Genomic DNA, 19025 nt, shown 5'->3' on the forward strand with positions numbered 1-19025 from the left:
TTATGACTTACCTCACTCTAATCAAAAGGCTTAGAAATAGAATCAATAAATAATTCAAAACCATCCACAACTATTTTTTGTTCTGATTCTGATAAGTTATTGAGAATACTTTGATAAAATGTAATGGATTGCTCTCTTAAGCAATTAACAGTTATGTGACCTTTTTCTGTGAGGTGCAGAAAAAGTTCTCTTCTATTTTTTTCATTTACTTCACGATAAATAAGCCCCTTTTTTACTAACTTATCTACCAATCTACTTACAGTTGAAGTCTCTAATCTAAGTTTATTGGATAGTTGCCAAACAGTTAATTTTTCCACCTCTAGTTCCTCTAACGCCATCATTTGAGAAGTTGGTAAAGGTTTTTCAAATGGTCCTTTGGGCAAATTTTGAGATTCAAAAACCCCAGTTATTATAATCATTTTCTTAATATCTGTTCTTAATTTTAAGGCATCTTCTCTTTTCAAAAAGGTCACCCTCCTACAACTCATGTATCATACATTAATTGTATCATACATTAATTGTATAATACATGAATATGATTTTTTCACAAGCTTAACGTAAGCCAATATTACAACATGGACGAGATATTTCTTCTTGTTAAAATGGTATAAGTGGATTGTTTTCTACAAATGGCAGAACATCAATTATGTATCAGGGATCTTTATGGGGTACCGCTCATCGCAATTAAGCTAAGAAAATAAAATACCTCCTAAAACGAAAAAGAGATGAAGAAAATAATAAAAAGCTTATCATTATGTACTGAAGTGAACCCGAATAGTGGTACATGAAAAAAACACCTCCTGAATTCGCATACTAAGTATGCAAATTCAATGGAGGTGTTTTTCGTTTGAAGACAAGAGTTCATTACCCAGAAGAAACAAAGTGGAAAGTTATTGAAATGAAGAAAGACGGCTATTCAAATCGTACAATTATGGAGAAACTCGGAATTAAAAATGTTTCCCAAATTAAGACATGGATGAAATGGTATCGTACAGATCAAACGTATCGTTTTCAACAACCTGTAGGAAAACAATATTCTTATGGAAAAGGACCAAAAGAGCTCAGTGAATTAGAACAGCTACGTTTAGAAAATAAACATCTAAAAACAAAATTACTTGTATGGGGAAAGTATCTGGAAATCGAAAGGGGCTGAAACCAGAAACTGTAGTTACTTTATGAGAAAATGTAAAAACAAAAATAACGGTAAAAGAATTGTGTAACGTATTAGAATTACCCCGTTCCACATTTTATCGTTGGTTACAACGAACGGAAGATTTGAAAGATGGTATAGAAGAGAAAGTAACGGACGTTTGTCTTAGGCATAAATTCCGGTATGGATATCGAAGAGTAACCGCTACTCTTCGAAAAATGGGACTGTGTGTTAATCATAAAAAAGTATTACGAATCATGAGACAAAATCACATTCTTTCAAAAGTACATCGAAAGAAAAAGAAATATATCAATGGTGCGGAACTAATGGTAGCCCCTCATCGATTGGAGCGCCAATTCGATGCATCCAGACTAAATGAAAAGTGGTTTACGGATGTGACGTATCTTTTATTTGGAGAGCGTACCTTGTATTTATCAACGATTATGGATGCCTTTAATCGTGAAATTATTAGTTGTGTCATCAGCGAATCACAAACATTGACATTAGCGATGAAGACATTAAAACAAGCAATGAGAGGGCGAAAAATAAAAGATGTCCTTCTTCACTCGGATCAAGGAAGTATTTATACAGCAAAAGAATTTCAAGCGTATGCCAAAGAAAACGGCATTATCACCAGCATGTCCCGGAGAGGAAATTGCCATGATAATGCCGTCATGGAAAGCTTCTTTGGTCATTTAAAAAGTAAAGCTTTCTATTCACAAAAGATAACAAAAGTATCCAACACAACTGTGCGAAAGATTGTGCTAGAATACATTCATTACTACAATTGTGTGCGAATTCAAGAAAAATTAAACCACCTATCCCCTAAAGAATTTAGGGAACAAGTGGTTAAGGTGTTTTGATTGGTGTCCCGTTTTCGGGGTTCACTTCAGTGTTTTGTAACGCTTTAATTATTCTATTCTTACTGGGTATTAAGATATCTAAATGGATCAATTATTACAGTTGAAAAATCGTTCAAAAGCTTACTCTCCTTGAACTCCAACCACTTTCACTTCATTTAGAAATGAGGGATTCCTAAGTAAAGATTCTTTCAAACTCTAATGGACTAGGCTATCCCCGCATCCCTTGCGGTTTGAAGCCTTATCGCTTCATTCTTAAAAATAAAAAAATGTGAAATTTTATATCATTATGTAAGACATTTAATATCAAATATATTACATTCACTATGAAATTAGTTTATTTATAGGATTTCTATAGATAAACAAGGTACTAAATTGACTCTTAAGAAGTCATAACATTATATTTGTCTAAAAATTGAAAAAATATGTGTAGATATATATCATCTTAAGTACATATATAATTAATTTTAATGCTCTGACATAATTCCACATCATTCTTAAACCAGTTTTTTGTTCATTATGAAATAAAATATTACACAATGTCAGTCTTTAAAAGATTATATATCAAAACTTTTAGAGAGGAAGAAAAACTATGAAGATGAAAAGGAAAATCATGATGACAACAGCACTTGCAGCAACATTAGCTACAGGTGCACTACCTACCACATCAGTGTTTGCTGCAAAAAAAGAGGCTCCTATCCAACAAAACAAGGCACAAATGAGTATTCAACCATTAGCACAAAATAATTTAGAAACAGCTGTTAATGCTGCCTTAAATGGTCCAGAAGTCAAAAAAATAAAAGTATTTGAACATGAATTTAACGTAAAGGAAATAGAAGTAGTAAATCTAGGTGCAGGAAAAAAATATGTTAAGGGACAAATTTCTCATCATTTAAGTTTCCGTCCAGATGATCAATTTTATTATGAGTTTACTGTGCAAGATGGAAAAGTAGTAGATAAGCCTGTATTTAGTATTGATAGAGGTGGTTGGACACCATTTGCTGCTCCACTTTTATCAATTCTTGCTGCTTATAATGGAATTCCAGTTAATCCAAATGATTTAAATACACTTGGTCAGCAGATTGGTAAAGTTATAGATGGAAGTTGGGAACATGCAGCCCAATCAATCGCAACTGTAGTTAGTCTAAGTTTTAATGAGTAGAATTTTTCAATTTTTATTAGCATTGTAGGGATTCACTTTTTGTAATCAGCCTTGTTATAAGAGATTCTAAAACAGCTATTAATAAACTTTTACTACTCATTCACATTATCTTGATTTGTTTACCACCTTATCATTCATTATATGTCACAAAATAGAAGTCTTTTTTAAGGCTTCTGTTTTGTTTGTATACAATACGAGCAACGGTTGGTTTTTGGAGGCTATATTTCGATTTTTCAAGAATACGTTTGGCTATTAGGTACAATTCATAAAAACAAATTATTAAAGTCTCAAATAACTTACTCCCCCTGTTTTTAATTATTTTCAAATCCAAAAATTTATTACCTCAAGAATGAAAAACAATAAATATAGTAAAAACATCATCTAGCAATTGTTTAAAGATCAGGAGAGATAAAATGAAGAAAATAAAAATGAGAAATTTCATTAAAATTAGCATCCTCACTTGTATTACACTAGCAAGTTTAAGTACACCATCTACTCTTTTAGCTGATAGTCATCCAGGTTACTCCTATGAATCCAATATAGGATATCAAAATCCATCGTGGATGTCCAAAATAGAAGATTCAACAAAATTAAGTGAAATATCTATTCCAGGGACTCACGGTACAATGGCTTTACATGGAGCAAGCTTTCTTGATGAAAATTTGACAAGAAATCAAACTATGAGTCTATCCCAACAATTAAATTCTGGAATCCGATATGTAGATATGCGTGTTAAACGTGTAAAAGATTCTTTTGCAATGTATCATGGCATTGTAAATCAAAAAGCTGTGTTTGAAGATGTATTAAAAGAGACAATTCAATTTTTAAAAGAGCATCCAACAGAAACAATATTAATGCGCCTAAAAGAAGAAACTACTCCTGAAAGCGGCTCGCTATCATTTGAGGAGATATTTTTAAAATATAAAAACGTTAATGCTTCATATTTTTGGAATCCTAATTCCGTACCAACCTCAGATAGAAATAACCCTACTTTAGGAGATACCCGCGGGAAAATTGTAATCTTACAAAACTTTACATCTACTCAATTGTACGGTATTGATTACGAAGGTTTGAATATACAAGATAAATTTGAAATTGGAAGCGGACCAGACGAAATATATGCAAAATGGATTGCGATAAAAACCCATCTACAAAATGCAAATACTAATTTTAATAATGGAAAAATTCATCTCAACCATTTTAGTGGTACGGGAGGCGCAGCAGCATTTTTAAATAATGTATATCCTTGGTTTGTTGCAAGCGGAAAAGAGAGCAGAAATACTGATAGTAGTCCTAAATTGATTCAAACGAATTCCACAAATGCATGGAGTGATTTCCCTCGCGATAGAAACGGACAAGTATACTATGGAGGAATGAATACACTTGGGACCGAACTCTTACAACAAGGCATAATTAAACATTCTGGTATCATCGCAGCTGATTTTCCTGGTCCAGGTTTAATTGATAGTATCATTAAATTAAATGGTATACATTCTAATGAAAAAGAAATATTAATTTCGCAAATATCATCTGAATCTAGTCCTTTATCCGGGCAACAAAATCGATCCAGTCAAAACTTTAAAATTGATAGTTTACCTGTAGGTACCAAAGAATTAAAATGGGTTATTGAGCCTTCAGAAAAAGATTATTCTTCTACTATCTCTTTCAATGTAATGATTGATGTTTCCCTAGGAATAGATTCTACTCGTTGGAAAAACATTTCACATGGATCTAGGACTGAAGCTTACACAAATACTAAATATTATATTGCAAGTCCAATGGGTGCCACTAACAAATTCACAGTGAAAATATACGCTATTACAAATTAGAAAATAAAGAATCCCAATGAAATTCCATTGGGATTCTTTTTTAATTTCATTTCGTAAACATTAGGATGGGGTTTAAATCTTATTGATTTATCATTTAAATCATAAGATAATTCATATTTGGAACAGCCCTTAATTTTTAAAAGAAAACCCAAAAATGTTAACTACCTTTTCCCACCTGTCACTTATTCAAAACTGGCTTCCAAAGCGATAAGGCAAAAATCCAATTTGAGTCGCCATTTCCTTGATGATCTTGAACTGCTTCATACACTTTTCCCTCATGTACTACTCTATCGCCTTTAGTATATGCTTTTCTTGCATCCCATTTTTCATATGTGGAATCCTCTGACTTTGTTGTTACAGTCAAAACATCACTTCTACTAGATTCATTTCCAGCTAAATCAACCGCCGTCACTACATATTTATACGATGTATTAGCCTTCAAATCTTTATCCATAAAGGATGTATTAGCCGCTGTCCCAATTTTATTCATAACCCCAGCGCTTTCTCTATATACAATATAATGGTCAACACCTACATTATCTTCAGACGGACTCCACATCAAATCAACAGTTGTCGCTGTTGTACCCATACTATGTAATCCTTTTGGTTGACCTGGAGCCTCTATATCTGGGATTGCATGTGTTGTCTTAACCTTTAGTTTTTCACTTTCTTTTGATATGTTTCCAGCAGAGTCTAATGCCTTTATTGTATAGGTATATTCCGTATCTGCTTTTAGTTTTTTATCAATAAAAGTTGTACCTGGTACCGTATCAATTACTTCGCCATTACGTAACACTTGATATTCTTTTACACCTATATTATCAGTAGAGGCCTTCCATGTTATTTCAACACTATTGGCAGAAACTTTAGAGGCATTTAATTCAGTTGGTTGACTTGGAGCTACTGTATCGGGAGTTTCATTATTTACTAGATTTACATCAATTACATTATAAAACGCATTTGACGTATCTGCTACATCCCATACAGCTAAAATAACATGATAACCATTGCGATCAGTTGGTACATTAATTGTATGTGTTAAATTATTTGATGCGGCAGAACCATCATGTTTCACAGTTCCAATTGGTTCTAATTCAGCACGTGTTAATGGTTTATTAGGATCCCATCCCTTTTTTGTAATGTAATAATGCCATTTACTTGTAGGATGTGCAGCTGTATATTTCCATGTAAAGGTATTTGCTCCACCCTTAATCGTGTTTTTGAACCAGCGATTTGATGTTTGTTGGTCAAGAATTCCTCCAAACAGTCCTCCTGCCGAAGCGATTTTTCCATCAATCGGTCCCCCATCTGGGAATCCTTTAGGTGCTTCTAGGCTTTGAGGTTCGTACATTATATTTCCACAATTTAAATTCAATGCTCCATAATTCTGACTACATAAAGCAGCACGGCTACTTGGCTTTTCAACAAATCCATGTGCATAAGCACTTTGAGGAATCATAGTAATAGCCGTTACCCCTGCAGCTAAAACACAAGCACCAATTCCTTTTTTACTTTTTCTTAATCTTTCAAATTTAGATGTAAATTTCAAATTCATTCTTGTCCCCCCAATATATTATTGTTATCGCTAATATAATAGCAATATAGAGATAAACGAACAAATTACTAATAAATATACTAATACCTCTCATACATTGGTACGTTTATTATTATTTTTAATCTCATATAAAAATAAAATAAATACAATAAGTCTATTTTGTAACATTATGTTTTTAAAAAAGAATAAAAACTTCGTTTAATTTCACAAAAAATTCAAATATTAAAACAGATAATTAAATCATGTAGGAAAAATAAATTTTTTATATTACAAAAAAGCAAAAAAAGTCTGGAAGAAACCGATTATATCCGTTTCTTCCAGACTTTCACTTCTTTTATAACACTCACAAATCCCTTAACCTTAAACATATACACTTGAGGTTAAAACCCACATAATCAATATAACCTATATGTTGACTAGCTTCTAAATGTTAAAATTCATAAATTAATAGTAACAGAACAATTAAAACAAGCCATTTAGCAAACACATATAATATTCTTACTAATTCAATCTAACGCTTAATTACTTATAAAATGACTTAAGGTATCTAGCTTAACTGTATTTTCTTTATTAATAACCATTGTCTATCCTGCATTTTCTTACTTTAAACAGATTATCAAGAGATTGTTAATATTTAAGGAGAAAAGATTTGAAAACCCATTTTTCATTATCATATTCTAAAAATTTATTATATTATTTTTATCTAATAAGGCACAGAAACAACGGGTAAACTTCAGTGTGCTTGAGAAAACGGTTCTTAGGGTGAAACGTTTAAAGGGTACTTTAGTACTGAGTTTTTATTAAATGTTCCTGTACCTAATATTTAAATTAACGTATGTCAAAATATTTTACAATACGAGTGTTAAACGTTACATATTTCTATATAAAATGATACATTTCATCAGCACGCCTCCCTAATATTTATGCTAAATATAGAAAATTCAGCTCGTTAGGATTTAATTTTAAAATTCTCATAAAAGCATATGATAGATTAGGCACGTAATTGTCACAAATTAATAGTCTATCTACTTTTTAATTACCTATGAAAACTCTATTACCGCTTTATTATTTACTCCTAAACCAAAGCACATCTATACCTACAATTTCTTAAAACTCTTTTAGATAATATTTCAAAAGAGTCGATAGTTTTATTTTTTTTATTTTTTTATTGTACATTTGTGCATTTGATGTTAGGATTATGCCTATTAAAATTGAATCCTAACGATTCTTCTTTATAATTTCCATATTTTAATTGTTAAATAAAAATATAGATTCTGATATATATTCAAAATCAGACCGAAAATATCTTTATTTTACAATGATGTCGTAGCATACCTTTAGAATGGAAAGATATATGCAACAACGTGTTAAGGGGTTACAGGAGGAACAAAAATGAGAGACTTTTTTGATGATAAGTACAAAAATATTGAATTAAAAAGGAGGTTAATCAATTTAATAAGTGAAATTAGCGAATTCAAAGGAAAATTAGCTGCTTATCAGGAACAAAACCCTGACATATTTAATAGTTTAGAAAAAACTATACCACTACATTACATAAAAAATTTCACAACTATTTATGAGGATATAAAAGTTCCTAATAAAAGATTAAAAGAACTTATTTTAGATGATATAGTACCTCAAAATATTTCTGAAGATGCTATTTTTTGTTATTATCAAACACTTTCTTTTGTACATAAAAACTCCTGTACTTTATCAATTAATCCAGCAACTATACAGGAATTACATTTTCAACTAATACATTACCTTACCTCTGACAGTGCCAAATGGCGTGAAAAACCTTTTATTATTCCAGGTATTCCTGAGCATGGAATGCACTTGAATAGTTACCGCATTCTTCCGCATGAACTCATTCCACAGTTTATGGAGCAATTATGTGATCAATACAACTCATTAAATACTAGTAAGGGGCTACATTCACTTTTATTAATAGCTCGTTTTATATTAAATTTTTATTGCATAGTCCCTTTCAATCAAGGTAATAACAGGCTGGCATTTATGTTAATGCAATTGCTGTTAATTAAGAGTGGACATACATTTGTAAAATATGTATGTTTGGATAAATATATTAAGAAAAATGAATCTGATTATTACAATTCGATTTATAAATCTTCGGTCAATTGGTACTGCGAGGAACATAATAATAGCTTTTGGTTAAAAACGTTTTTAACAATTATATTAGAGGCTTACAAAGATCTTCATAACACAGTTCTAGATTCTATATGTAAACATACTAAAGTTGAGAGAATTCAAGATTTTATACTTAAACAAAAACAACCTTTTACTAAGGAGAGTATTCGTAACACTTATCCAGACATTGCAGAAAGTACAATCAGTAAGGCTTTAAATTCCTTGCAAGTGTTTGGCCATATTAAGCTAGTTACAAAGGGAAGAAACGCAAAGTGGATTAAAATTTGACCATACTTTCAATACACCTGAGGTTTAAAAATTCAATTATAATCTTATCATTGAATTTCATTTTAATTTTAAGCTAATATTACTTTTTTAGTTATTTCTAATTCCAACAAAACATTTTATAGGAAAAGGTCCGCTTCCCCCACCTTTTCCTATAATAAAATGAAATATAAACATAAAATAATTGTCGAAAAAAGTCTTATTTTAATATTTTTTCTTTATTTTCTGGTTGTAAACGCTTCTATTTCGTGTTACCATCTTAATCAAACAATAGATGGTCATAAAAATGAAAGTATTTCTTTCCCTTAGAAACATATAAGCGTACGGTAATATCATGAAAATAAGGCCAAAGGAATATTTGATACCTACCAAAATAATTAATAAGAATTTTGCTGCGTTATTTTTCTGATTATTAAGAAAATACATTTTGTCCCTAAACAAAATTTGTTAGTGCGCAAGATTCAAATACACTAGAACACCCAAATAAATGAAATATCCTTTTTCATTGAGCATTAAGGTATGGAAAAAGAATTCTTCCTACAAAATTCAGATGATTAACTTAAAGGCATCTAAATTACTACCTTAATCGCCATCTATTGTTGATAACATATTTACCAACTATGAAAAAGAGCCTATCAATGGTTCTTTTTTGTTATAATCATTGAAATTTTAATTCTATCTTGAAACTTAGATTTTCACACAAATTACCTCTACTTTTTTCCTCTCAATTATTGAATTAATAATATAGCACATCAAATTTATCAATTCTTACATCCAATTCGATTAAATTAATGAATAAAATTCAATTATATAAAAATAATAACTACAACTAATCGGTATATATTAAAGAGGTGTCAATTTTGTCCTTAAATGAAGAGACCTTAGAAACTAAGACATATAAAACCATTGAAAAGATCGAAACAAATAACCTAAAACAACTTAAAAATACACTAGATAATATCTTTGATATTAGTGCAGATTTGATTGAACATCCTTTGCAATTAAAAACAAACACGAATATTTTACTTTATTATTTTGAAGGCCTTACAGATGGTGTTGCATTAAAAGCCAATGTTGTTACACCATTATTACAAGAAGTAAATGAAGACAGTCAAATTTTTAATTCTAATATTATTGCTACTCATACAAAAATCGTATATACATGGAATGAAATTAAAGAAGGATTACTTGAGGGTCAATGTGTACTGTTTATGGAAGGAGAAAATCGGTCACTTCTAATAAATACAAAAGGCTGGGCAGAGAGAGCCATTCAAGAACCAATTTCAGAAGTTACTATTAAAGGCTCACATGATGGTTTTATTGAGAATGTCACAAAAAATATAGGCCTAATTCGTCGATATATTCCTTCTACAGAGTTAAAAATCAAAAAGCTGACGATTGGAGAACGAGCCACTTCTTTAGTCTATTTAATTTACTTAGGTGATGTAGCAAACGCAGATGTAGTCCAAGAAATAGAAACTAGAATCTGCAAAATCAAAACAGATGCGGTATTAAGTATTGGAGAGCTATCTAATTATACAAAAGATCAAAATTGGACTCCTTTTCCACAGGCTTATTTAAGCGAACGTCCAGACGCCATTTCAAATCATATACTTGATGGGAAAGTAGCAGTGTTAATGGATAGATCCCCTGGTGCTATGGTTGTTCCTATGAATTTGATTGGATTTTTTCAAACCCCAGATGACTATAATATTCATTGGCTCATTGCATCTTTTTTTCGCTTATTACGATTTGCAGGATTTATTATAGCTATTTTTTTACCCGCATTTTATATTGCTATAGTATCCTTTCACTTTGAGATCATTCCTATAGATTTATACACTTCTATTGCAACGTCAAGAGTTAAGGTCCCCTTCTCTCCCTTATTGGAAGCTTTTATAATGGAAATTACACTGGAAATGCTACGTGAAGCTGGTATTCGCTTACCACAACCTATTGGACAAACTATTGGTATTGTTGGAGGGATTGTAATTGGACAGGCAGCTGTTCAAGCTGGACTTGTGAGTAACGTTATGGTTATTATCGTATCTATTACAGCCATTGCATCATTTATTGTTTCTAATTATGATTTATCAAGTTCTATACGCCTTATTCGTTTTCCAATGATGTTATTGGCATACTTTTATGGGATTGTAGGTATTGTTAGTGGATTAATGCTCTTATTTGCTCATTTTGTTTCACTGACTTCCTATGGTTCACCATACGGATTGCCAATCGCGCCATTTCGGCTTCAAAAGTTAAAAGACTCTTTTGTAAGGTTTCCTATTTCGATGATTACCACCCGTTCGAGTACTGGACAGCCGAAACAAGAAAAGAAAAAAGAAGGTGGTCCGCATGGGGAATCTTAAATTCAAAAATATAACTTTATTCGAATTTATTATTTTCATCCATTCGCTGCAACTTGCATCTGGTATGTTAATTATGCCAAGCCCACTTGCTACTACTGCTGGTACAGATGGCTGGATTTCGATCATTCTCGGATGGATAGTTACTTCTATAATCGGTGTAATTATTATATTAATGTTACAAAAAAATCCCAACAAAAATTTCTCACAAATCTTAAAAACATACTTTGGTAAATGGATAGGAACAATTCTTTTTCTTGCATATGCCTCTTATCTATTTTTTGCTGGATTTAATACTTTATTAAAGGCAACTGATATTGTAAAAGTGTGGATATTCCCTTCCACTCCTGCTTATCAAATCACCATATTATTACTATTACCTTTTATTATTTTAACCCTGAGTGGGTTAAGGGCTCTTACTAGTTATTCTATGCTTGTTTTCTTCTTCACTACTTGGATGCCACTATTTCTTCTGTTTTCACTAAAGACTAACTGCACCCCTTTACACCTACTACCTATTTTTAAAGATGGATTATACCCTATTATAAAGGCAACAAAAGAAACCATTACACCTTATGCTGGCTTAGAAATTGCATATTATATATACCCGTTCTTACAAAAAAAACAAAAAGCCATAAAAGGACTACTAATAGCGAATACTGGAACTATGTTTTTCTATTTATATGTGACTATTCTTTCTTATATATACTTTAGTCCAGAGGGGATAAAAGACGTAATCTGGCCAGTATTTCATCTGTTAAAAGGGGTTCGTTTTTCTTTCATGGAAAGATTAGAAATTATATATATCGCTTACTACTTGATTGTATTTTCCACTACAATATATCCGTATTTATTTTTCAGTTTTGAATCTATGACCATATCACTTCAAAAAAACGCCCGAAATTGGGCGCTGCTTGCTTTTATGTTATTTATAGTTGGGCTATTTATTTTCCTAAATCCCGATGTGGATCAATATTTGTTTATATATTCTCTTATGGATATCTTAAATGTCATTTTCTTTATTCTATTACCAATCTTATTTTTCGCTTACAGCATTCTTTTTACTTGGGTTACTAGGAGGAAACAACTTTGATTCGAAAATGGATATGGATTGTAATTTGTTGTGTGTATATAATTGGTTGTAGTCAGAGAGTTCCTCTTGAGAAGGTTTCATTAATCCTTTTAATTGGCTTGGATAGAACCTCTAATGGAGACATAAAAGTTGGAACAAGCATACCACTCTTTCATCATAAGCAGCAAAAAAGTACTATAGAGCATTGGACACAAGCATCAACTGTATATAATGGATTCAGTAAGATAGATACGAAGTTAACGGGATATCTGACAGCTTCCAAAGCTGAAATCATTTTAATTGGGAAAAAATTAGCGCAAGAAGCAAACTGGTTGCAGGAGCTTGATTCTTCTTACCGTGATCCTTACGCTACCATTAATGCTAAAGTAGTACTTGTAGATGGACCTGCAGAAGAAATTTTTAAAATTCATAAGCCTAGTAAACCATCACTTTCATCTTATATAAATGGTGTAATTGAATCGTCAATTCAAAATAACCAATCAGTCTCTTCTACAATTCAACAATTAATGAGAGAACAAAATGAAGAAGGAATGACGCAAACTGTTCCAATTATCAAAAAAACAAAGGATGAAATCGACACAGTAGGAATTGCATTTTTAAATCGAAAAGGGAAATATTTGACTCATATCCCTAAAAAAGATGTTAAATTTTTCAATCTTATAAATAAGCCAAAAAGTAACGGGCGAATGATACTACACCTTGCACTTCCTCCTAAAAATTCCAACAAAAAAACAAATACTTCTATCTTCGTACAGAACGCGACAAGGAAGGTAGATGTAACTTTTCAAAACGGAAAGTTTGTATTTAATCTCGATATATATGCTAATGTAGCTTTAATAGAAAAAACTAATCCGAATTTAATTAAGGGGTACTATGATAATAAAAAAAATATAAATAATTTAAAAAGTGCTATTCAAAAAGAAATTAATAATAATTTACAAAATATATTGTATGAAATACAGCAGAATAAAATTGATCCAATCGGATTATCCCTATATGCTAGAGCATTTCAATATAAAGAGTGGAAAAAAGTAAAAGGAGATTGGTCGCAAGCGTTAGCAGAGGCTAAAATAAATGTAAAGACACACGTCAAAATAAAAGATACTGGGACCATTAGAAATTAAACTAGTCTATTCTTCTGCTTAAAAGTATTTCTAAGTGGAAATTCCCTCTTTAATAATTATTATGCAAAAGATGCTAACTCGAAAAACTCTTTCCGTTCTCTTAAAAAGGCAATAATTTAAGAGGAAACATTTATATGCATAATAACTCAAATAAAATCGATACTATACTTAGGTTAGATCTTAAAATCTAAAAACCTTATTCCAAACTTAGACCTAATTGATTGCTCCTCTCCCTTCCCTGGGGCTAAGTAGCTAGCTTTTGCTAGCTGCTTTTTTTATTAAACGGATAAAATTCGATATTCTAACAATACTACTCATAATACAACTTGAGCAGTTAACTTTTGTTAGCTGCTCTTTATTTGTACAAGGTACTCAATTGACTGGCGCACATATAATATCCTGAGTTCCTTTCTTTATAAAATAGTCGTTATAAAATGAGACTCGTCACGAGAGTACTTTACTAAGTGCCCTTTTTATACTCCAACTTAATACAAAATGAAAGTTTGATTAAGCTTATTTTTACTACCGCATAACATGTTTAATTCTGCTTATAATATAGTTGTAACTTAAAGTTACATATCTTTTACTTGTAGGGCCTAATTTTCTTTTGTACAACAAGCAGTTAGTTAATTAAGCTGGCTGCTTTGTTTTGCAAAAAGAAGTTTTTATACGATTTTAAACACATTTAAAAATAAATTCATATGATATTACGTATTCCTCTCTTTTACAAAATGGATTTTGGTCAAAAGAGCACTTTTACGAAGTGCTCTTTTCTCATGGAATTAAAGCTCTACAAAATAGCATTTTTGTTTAGTTTCACTCTAAAAGTAAAATTTTCATTTTTTCATTCCACCAAGTTCATAACATATTCTTTTCCCCCGATAAAATAATGATTAGGTGTCCCATGCGCATTTTATCCACTGGAAATAATACCTTTCACGTACTTACGTATTAGAAACTTCATTTCTGCTTCTTCTGCAATAGCAATTTTGTTCACTTTTTTGATACATTTATGAAACATTCACATGTTATCTTCAATATGTTCTATTCTTTTTGAAAAACCATGTGAGAATACCAAAACAAGAAGCCCTAGAGCCCTAACTCTAAGGCTTCTTGTTTTCAAATAAGGATTTTGTATTAAATCTGCACCAAGATTAAGAAGCATACATACCATATCTTGTGCACCTTTTTTACATAAATCTTGATCATTGGGCGCCTTTAAAAGCGCTCTTTTTTGTTGATAAACTACACAAAGAGAAAAAAACGCATACAATGTCACGTATTCTTTTTCATTGTAAGTTTGGGTGGAAGAGCGTCCTGGAGGACGCTCTTTATATTTGTTTATAAACAAATAATTTACTTAAAAATACTCACAGTTTGTATAAACCAAACATATATTTACATAGACAAGACATAGCTTTTTATTTAACAAAATAACTATTTTGTTAAATTCTTTATTAGTTCATTGCTTTCATAACTACTTTCTCTAGCTTTTTTAACAAATGAAATCTAATATTAAATTTCTAAATGTATACTGTACTAAACACCAGTTAACACTATATACATAGTGTTAACTATCTTAATTGAATATTAGTAATAGTAAGTAGAAACATTATCAATTTACTATATCTTACATTTATGTAAAAATAGATGTATGTTAAGCTTATTCAAAATCTTTCCCCTAATAAAGATTTGAAGTAGCATTTCATGATTCTCCTTACTGTTAATATGCCTTGAAAAAGAACCCTATAGGGTTCTTTTTCTTTTCATTATAACCTCAGTAAGTCCTTATTTAGCATGTAAAAAGGACTGCTAATTACCTGCAGCCCTTTACACTTCAAAGTTTAGAAGTATACAATAACAAATCTTTCCCAGCTTCCAGCTACATAACTAGTAGCCGTTAATTCTCTACCACCATTTGCTGATATATACCTACCATTACTGAGTGCTTGTAATACATATATCCTATTGTCTCCACCATTATATAAGATAAACTTTTCCCATGTCCCAATTGATGTACGATCTGCTACTACTCTACCATTTGGCTCAAACGAAACATACTTCCCATTACTTTTGGCTTTTAAAGCGTATGTATATAATTCTCCAGTCGGAATTAATTCAAATTTCTCCCATTCATTAACTACATTACGATTTGCTGTTACATTTCCCAAAGGCTCAGCAGAAACATATTGTAAATTTGCTGCCTGTATAGCAACTGTCCAACTTCCATTAAATAAATTCACGCCTTTTAGTGAACCTGCTTTTGATAGATTTGCTGCCGATACATCATTCAATGGTGTAATCATCAATATCATTAAAACCATCGGCAACATCATTAAAACTAACTTTTTTGAGATTGTATTACCACTTGCATGTGTTATGAACCTCTTCATTCCCATTCCTCCCTCAATATACATAGAACTCATATACATCATACCAAATATGTAAAATATTGTAATACTAGAGAGAGTTTATCAATAAATACCTTACTATTCTGTTTCTTTTTTCTCAAATCTATAGCACTTAAACATGTATCAATTCTCAAGCACATTTTTTAAATTATTTTCTCGTAATAAAAAAATGTAGCAGTTGATAGCAACGAGAGTATAGACAAAAGAGAGAGTATTTTCATTTCACTTTTCTTTAAATAAAAGCCAAATAGCCGTTCATAATGAACGACTATTTGCATCTAACGAATAATTAGAAGGTTCTTCATGTTAATCTATTTTGTTTAATCCCGTTGAAGTAACTTGATAGGTTCTTTTTTTGCCTATATATTCTTGTTTATTATTCTCAAGGTTAATAAGTGTAGCACGTGTCTTTTCCTTTACTGCTTCCCCTTCTATATGGGTAAACTCAATGTAATCTCCCGCTTTTACGGGCACCATTTGGAATTCAGCAGTTTGTTGTCTGTTTCCCACTATTTCCTTATTATACACAACACTACCGGTTGAATTCTTTACTGTAATACTTGCATACGTATTATTAAAGTAAGAATGTGGTACGCCTGCTTCTAAATTCACCTGCATTTTCTCTGTTGTCCTATTATAATCAACTTTTGCGATTTCTCTATCGCTATATCCTTTTAAAGACCACCCAAAATGATTTCCATCTAAAACCGTTGTTTCTGGCATTTTTTCTACTTTCTTCAAGCCTGCTTTTGTAACTTCGTACATGACTTTTTTTCCAAAGCTTTCTTGTTTACTGCTGTCTACATTTATTAAAGTAGCTCTATGCACACCTTCTAGGTGTGTCAACTCAATATAATCTCCTACTTTAACTGGAACTTTTTGCGATTCAGCATTTTGTTGTTTGTTTCCATAAATGTCTTTATTGTATACTACTTTCCCTGTTGCATTTTGTACTTTAATACTCGCATACGTTTCATTAAAATAATGATGCGGTACGCCTGATTTTAAATCGATTTTCATTTCTTCTGTCGACTTATTAAAATTAACTTTTGCAAACTCGAAATCACTAATTCCTTTTAGTGACCATGCAAATTGATTTCCATCTAAAATTGTTGCTTCGGGCATTTTTTCTGCTTTCTTCAGACCTTCCTTTGTAACTTGGTATATTGCTTTTTTTCCAAAGCTTTCTTTTTTACTATTACCTACATTTGTTAAAGTAGCTCTATGAATACCTTCTAGATGTGTTAATTCAATATAGTCTCCTACTTTGACTGGAACTCTTTGCGATTCAGCATTTTGTTGTTTGTTTCCATAAATGTCTTTATTGTATACTACTTTTCCTGTTGCACTTTGTACTTTAATACTCGCATACGTTTCATTAAAATAATGATGCGGTACGCCTGATTTTAAGTCGATTTGCATTTCTTCCGTTGACTTATTGAAATTAATTTTTGCAAACTCAAAATCACTAATTCCTTTTAGTGACCATGCAAACTGGTTTCCTTCTAAAATACTAGAAGAGTTCGGGATATCTGAATTAAAACCTAAGTTATCTAATATAGATTTTAGATCAGGTAAAACACCTATTCTATCATTCCACGGATCTTGAGATTTTGTTCCTGTATTCGGATTACTTAAGATATTTCTTAGTTCGGCTGGTGTATAAGGAGAACCTCGATGTTCTTTAGCAATACCTTGAATCGAAGTTGCTGCTCCAGCAATAATTGGTGAAGCACTTGATGTTCCACTAAATGTTGATGTATATAAATTTGTAGTATTTTGACTTGGATTTGCTGATGTTGTATCAACATTTTCTCCCCATCCATATACATCTAATCGACTTCCATAATTTGAAAACCATAAACGTTTATGTGGAACAGTTGATGATCCCGCCCCTACCATAATAGCACCTGAATCCTTGAAGTCTGGACTATTTCGATTTAAGATCTTTTTTCCATTACGATCTTTAAAATTATCTAAGTCGTTTGAACCATTTGCGCCAGCTTCTATAATAATAATCCCTTTATCTGCACCAACACGAATTGCATCAAAAATATCTGGATGTACTTCTACAGGTAAATATTTATCCCCATACCCATCATACGAAGCTTGTGCCTCTAATAAAAGAATATCTCCCGCTTGTAAATTATGTACAGCACTTAAAATAGCATCCGCTGTATTATAAATTCCATTATCCCTGATCTGGGATATTACTTTTACATTTGCTTTTGGTGCAATTCCAATATTTCCAATTTGATTATCTTCAGATGAAACAATTCCTAATACAGAAGTACCATGAGCCCTATGCTGGCTTATATTTTGTCCCGACATAAGCTTAATATTTTTATTGACTAAATCCTCATGGTTCAATAACCATCCATATTCCATATCCACAAAAGTTGTATCCTTCCCATCACCACCTTTAATGCTCCAAGCATGCGAGGCATTAATTCCCTTTGGTGCCGCTTCAAGATATCCTTGATTTGTAAATCTAGGATCATCGTACGGATTAACAGATAAATTTGGTAACTGTATTTCAGGAGGTGTCAAAATTTGTTTTTCTTGTATATAAGCCTCCTCTACGAGAGGAGATGTTTCAAATTTTTTCAGTAATAATTCTATTTCTATGTTATTAGGAGCTTGTACAATATAATAATTTAATAAATTATTAGCTGATTCATTAGCAACTGATTTAGATTGTACTGATAACTTTTCAATCTCTATCGGATTTACAGATGAGAACAGACGATTCAAAGTAAGTTCTGTATTTTCGGAAAATAACTTCTTTAAATTGTTATCGTAATCCCCATTTTTTATTCGTTTCTCAATACCATCTTCATAAGGTAAGTCAATTTGATTTTTAAACTTTACAACTAATCTTTCTTCCTTTGAATCTCTTTCTTTGTATGTGACATTATAAGATTCAGCGTAAACTTTATTATGAATACTATCATTTTGTAGAATTAGATCTGTTCCTACAAATGTGGTCATTGCAATTGATGAAATTAGAAACCCTTTAAATATGTTCATACTATACCCGCC

Annotated in this window: 11 protein-coding genes and 1 pseudogene; 7 read left to right on the forward strand and 5 right to left on the reverse strand. The window is 31.4% G+C overall.

The annotated features are described in order from the left end of the window. Positions 1 to 17: 17 nt before the first annotated feature. Positions 18 to 464 carry a MarR family winged helix-turn-helix transcriptional regulator gene (locus D1166_RS24070; RefSeq protein WP_000817656.1) on the reverse strand — a complete coding sequence of 149 codons (447 nt, stop codon included), beginning with the start codon at positions 462 to 464 and terminating at the stop codon, positions 18 to 20. A gap of 383 nt (positions 465 to 847) precedes the next feature. On the opposite strand from D1166_RS24070, the pseudogene D1166_RS24075 reads away from it, so the two are divergent. The 3 genes and pseudogenes from D1166_RS24075 (at position 848) to D1166_RS24085 (ending at position 5001) form a co-directional block, all read left to right on the forward strand. Further along, positions 848 to 2013 (forward strand): annotated as a pseudogene (locus tag D1166_RS24075) (IS3 family transposase). A gap of 589 nt (positions 2014 to 2602) precedes the next feature. Continuing rightward, complete coding sequence (locus D1166_RS24080; RefSeq protein ID WP_000782804.1) at positions 2603 to 3172, forward strand: hypothetical protein; 570 nt, start codon at positions 2603 to 2605, stop codon at positions 3170 to 3172. A gap of 413 nt (positions 3173 to 3585) precedes the next feature. Continuing rightward, complete coding sequence (locus D1166_RS24085) at positions 3586 to 5001, forward strand: phosphatidylinositol-specific phospholipase C (protein WP_000721442.1); 1416 nt, start codon at positions 3586 to 3588, stop codon at positions 4999 to 5001. A gap of 178 nt (positions 5002 to 5179) precedes the next feature. Here the strand turns inward: D1166_RS24085 and D1166_RS24090 are convergent, their stop codons facing one another. Continuing rightward, the gene (locus D1166_RS24090) at positions 5180 to 6556 is read right to left on the reverse strand and encodes a lytic polysaccharide monooxygenase (RefSeq protein WP_097855901.1); all 1377 of its coding nucleotides are present in this window, start codon (positions 6554 to 6556) and stop codon (positions 5180 to 5182) included. Positions 6557 to 7948: 1392 nt separating this feature from the next. Here D1166_RS24090 and D1166_RS24095 point away from each other — a divergent pair. The 4 genes from D1166_RS24095 (at position 7949) to D1166_RS24115 (ending at position 13572) form a co-directional block, all read left to right on the forward strand. Next, the gene (locus D1166_RS24095) at positions 7949 to 8992 is read left to right on the forward strand and encodes a Fic family protein (RefSeq protein WP_001204220.1); all 1044 of its coding nucleotides are present in this window, start codon (positions 7949 to 7951) and stop codon (positions 8990 to 8992) included. An 857-nt stretch (positions 8993 to 9849) separates the two neighbouring features. Continuing rightward, positions 9850 to 11358, forward strand: a complete 1509-nt coding sequence (locus D1166_RS24105; protein ID WP_097855900.1) for a spore germination protein — start codon at positions 9850 to 9852, stop codon at positions 11356 to 11358. Continuing rightward, a complete protein-coding gene (locus D1166_RS24110; protein ID WP_118043444.1) occupies positions 11345 to 12448 on the forward strand; it encodes a GerAB/ArcD/ProY family transporter in 1104 nt (367 codons plus the stop codon). Before D1166_RS24105 ends, D1166_RS24110 begins: the two co-directional genes overlap by 14 nt. Next, on the forward strand, positions 12445 to 13572 hold the full coding sequence (locus D1166_RS24115) for a Ger(x)C family spore germination protein (protein WP_065845729.1): 1128 nt from the start codon (positions 12445 to 12447) through the stop codon (positions 13570 to 13572). The genes D1166_RS24110 and D1166_RS24115 overlap by 4 nt, the downstream gene beginning before the upstream one ends. 1021 nt (positions 13573 to 14593) lie before the next feature. Here D1166_RS24115 and D1166_RS24120 read toward each other — a convergent pair. The 3 genes from D1166_RS24120 to D1166_RS24130 all read right to left on the reverse strand — a co-directional run bounded on the left by D1166_RS24120 (position 14594) and on the right by D1166_RS24130 (position 19013). After that, positions 14594 to 14923, reverse strand: coding sequence for a hypothetical protein (locus D1166_RS24120; protein WP_255257766.1), 330 nt, complete (start codon positions 14921 to 14923; stop codon positions 14594 to 14596). Between the two features lie 493 nt (positions 14924 to 15416). After that, entirely contained in the window at positions 15417 to 15965 is a 549-nt protein-coding gene (locus D1166_RS24125; protein WP_097855897.1) for a fascin domain-containing protein, read from the reverse strand. A 324-nt stretch (positions 15966 to 16289) separates the two neighbouring features. After that, on the reverse strand, positions 16290 to 19013 hold the full coding sequence (locus D1166_RS24130; RefSeq protein WP_097856645.1) for a putative mucin/carbohydrate-binding domain-containing protein: 2724 nt from the start codon (positions 19011 to 19013) through the stop codon (positions 16290 to 16292). Positions 19014 to 19025 lie beyond the last annotated feature (12 nt).

Source organism: Bacillus sp. ISO11, assembly GCF_003458115.1.
Taxonomy (GTDB): domain Bacteria; phylum Bacillota; class Bacilli; order Bacillales; family Bacillaceae_G; genus Bacillus_A; species Bacillus_A cereus.